This is a genomic window from Myxococcus vastator, from assembly GCF_010894475.1.
GTDB classification, from domain to species: Bacteria; Myxococcota; Myxococcia; order Myxococcales; family Myxococcaceae; genus Myxococcus; species Myxococcus vastator.
Window position 1 is genome coordinate 1 of sequence record NZ_JAAIYB010000680.1, and the last position, 3,119, is coordinate 3,119.

The 3,119-nt window shown below is 71.4% G+C and carries 3 protein-coding genes; all 3 read right to left on the reverse strand.

Going from position 1 to position 3,119, the window contains the following annotated elements; translation table 11 throughout:
• On the reverse strand, nucleotides 1–1,066 hold a 1,066-nt coding region (locus G4D87_RS35965; protein ID WP_240358883.1), incomplete at its 3' end, for a collagen binding domain-containing protein.
• A gap of 114 nt (nucleotides 1,067–1,180) precedes the next feature.
• Complete coding sequence (locus tag G4D87_RS35970; RefSeq protein WP_240358881.1) at nucleotides 1,181–1,528, reverse strand: DUF2845 domain-containing protein; 348 nt, start codon at nucleotides 1,526–1,528, stop codon at nucleotides 1,181–1,183.
• Between the two features lie 58 nt (nucleotides 1,529–1,586).
• Nucleotides 1,587–2,645, reverse strand: a complete 1,059-nt coding sequence (locus G4D87_RS35975; RefSeq protein ID WP_240358882.1) for a 2-oxoglutarate and iron-dependent oxygenase domain-containing protein — start codon at nucleotides 2,643–2,645, stop codon at nucleotides 1,587–1,589.
• Between the last annotated feature and the right edge of the window lie 474 nt (nucleotides 2,646–3,119).

Consider the following 3,119-nt stretch of genomic DNA (forward strand, 5'->3'; position numbering starts at 1 on the left):
CCCGTGGACCGGGCTTCTGCGCCCCAATCCAGGCCCCCTCCACCGGCGTGCCGTCCGAAAGGAAGACGCGGCCGGAGACCTCGAACACGCCAGGGTCGCTGGAGAACCACGGCAACACCCTCCCTGCGCTCTTGAGCTCGGAGAAGGGGAACGCGATGACCGCCGGAGCGCCAGGCGCCAGCGTCACGTCCTTCCGTGCCGCCACCTCCCGCCCGTCCCGGCGGCCCCACATGGAGACGGAGTGGCGGCCCGACTCGGTGATGCCCGTGAAGGTGCCATCCTGCTGGGGTTCGAGTTGGACATTCACACGCACGGACTCCACCGACTCCGTCCCACGCCTGCGGCCCATCACCGGCTTGACGGTGACGGGGACGAACGCGCCGAGCTGGATGTCGAACCGCCGCACCTCGCCAGCGGTCATCGCCGCCCCGGGGTCCCGGTCGAGCGCCCGCCCCTGCGGCGCGAAGAGCCTCAGGTGAACGAAGCCCGGCGCCACGCCATCCAGCATGTAGCGGCCCTGCGCATCCGTCGTGGACCCGGTGGGCGTCATCTCCGCGAGCAGGTTGTCCCCGGGCGCGACCAGCCGGACGCCCGCCGCCGGCGTCCCGTCATGCTGGAGGACCTGCCCCTCCACGACGGCCCCGGGCGGCAGCTTCAGCGCCACGAAGAGCGAGCCCCCCGAGACGACCCCGACATCCCGCTCACAGGACTCGGCGTGGCCGCCCCCTCGCGCGCAGACGGTCATCACCCCCGCGCCGGGCGCCTCGAAGGACGCCACGCCCGAGGCGTCCGTCAGCGCCGTCTCCTCGGGCACCATGTCGCCCGTCACGGCCATGAACAGTCCGCGGATGAGCGACACCCGGGCGCCCGCCAGCGGCGCACCGCTGCTTCCGGAGACGACCCGAACCCGAATCGAAGCCGCCGGAGCATCCATCGTCGGCGGCGGCAGCGGGAGCGGCGGCAGGGCGGGGAGCTGCGCGAATGCCGGAAAGGGCACCTCCACGAGCACCGGCCGAGCCACCTGCTCCGCGCGCCACAGGCCCAGGCCCCCGAGCACCGCCGCCATGGCACTCAAGCCAAGGCCCCAGCGAACCCCGCGCACCATCGGACAGCCCCCGCTCCAGCAGTGGAACCGGGAGGCTATCACTCTGCGTCCGGGCGGCACATCCCGGCCCGGCGACTAGCTTCCGTAGCCCGCGCTCTGCACGTCGATGAGGCGGCCGTTCTCGAACGTCACCACCTGCATGAAGCGGCGAGGCCCGAAGTTGTAGGTCCACTCCTCGTACTCCCGGGTGACGGTCCGCCGCTCCGTCGTGACACCGCCCGTCCTCCTGTCCGGCGTCACCGCGCCCGCCGAGTCCGTCACCGTGCGGAAGTTCTTCGCCGCCGGCTCCCCGCACTTGGCGAGCACCTCGGTCTGGAGCGCCCCATCCGCCACCAGCGTCTGGCCACAGCGGAGCGAGGCCGCCTCCGCCGCCACCGGCATCCCCGCCATTGAAAGTACGACGGCCAATCCGAGAGCACGCATGGGTTGTCTCCTCTCCACTCAGGTCAACGGCGCAGGATATCCGCGGGGGCGGAGCACGCTACGCGTAGGGGTTGTAGAACTTCGCGAACGTCGCCTTGGCGAAGTCGCCGAACATCATGCCGGGCTGGAAGGCGCCCACCTTCTGCTCGGCGGGGTCCACGCCCTCCGGCGGACGCAGGTGCATGTCATTGTCCGGCTGCATGAACACCGCGAAGGTGGCGCGGGAGATGTTGCGGCTGGCCGGGTGGGCCAGCGCCTGCACCGCGTGCGGCGTGGAACGCAGCAGCCCGCCGGTGACAATCTGGGAGCTCTCGCCAATCTGGAAGGCCAGGCTGTCCCTGGGGATGACGACCTTGCGCTCCTCGCCGGACCGCGTGCGCACGTACAAGCCCGCCTCCGGGTCCGGCACCGGGATGTCCTTGCGCGCCGGCTCCTTCGCGCCGGGCTCGGCCTCGAAGTACATGGCGGGGCAGAGCGCCGTGAGCGAGCCGTGGTCGCTGTGCCAGCCGCACCACGAGTCGCGCGTGCGAGGCGTCGCGTCCTCGTTGATGGCGAAGTAGTAGAGCAGCCGCGCCTTGCACGCGCGCGACTCGCGAATCGTCCGCGCCAGCGCCGCGTCCGGAGACAGGCGGCTGCCCAGCTTCGCCTGCACGTACTTGTCGCACTGCTCGGCGACCAGCACGCCCACGTCCACCATCCGCTGGCCCAGCGCCATGAAGGCGGGCCGCAGCTCCGGGAAGTCCGCCTCCGGCCACACGTTGGGGTGGTAGTTCTCCGGGTGCTTCTCGATGAGCGCCGCGTCGGTGTGCGGCACGTCGTACTGGGGATTGTTGTAGTAGGAGCCCTTGAACTCGTCGAACTGGCCGGGGCGCAGCAGCTCCTTCCCGTGGCTCCAGCCGAACGAATAGCTGCTGCGCGGGTGGACGTAGCGGTCCTTCACCTCGGTGGGCAGCGCGGCGAAGCGGAAGCCCAGGGGCAGCAGGTTGTCGCGCAGCTCGGCCAGCCCGGGAATGCCCCGGACGACGAGCAGGCCAATGCCGTCATGCCCGTAGGCGCGCGCGATGGCGGCGCTCAGGTCCGCGCCCTCCGCGAGCCGCGCATAGTCGAGGAGAACCACTCCGTCTTTCGTTTCCACCACGTCGCTGCTCATCCCAGGTGCCTCGTGTCTTCTCCCCACGGTGCCACACCGGCGTCCGCGCCGGGCAGGGTGTGCACAGGCCACCCGTGACCAGGGAGACAGGGGCCATACTGCCCGGTTTGGGCGCGTGCGTGCCACCCGCGTCTCCCGGTGGCGGGCGGAAAGCGCCTGCTCCCCTCCCCGCCCCCGTGCCTGGAAGGCCCACTGCATCCCGGAGAGGTCCGTCCCGTCGAAGTCAGCATGGCGCGCGGCATCACCGACGCGGGCGCCTTCACGATATTCATGGACGCGCCAACGCCCCGCCGGTGCAGCTCACTTCAGGGGCGTGACAGGCACCGGCGCCACCAGGGGCGCGGCGCGGCCGGGCCGGGGCACGAGGAAGAGCAACCGGCCCTTCTGCTTCATCATCCCCGCCGCCAGCTCCGCCTGCGGGCCCGCGCCCCAGAAGACGTC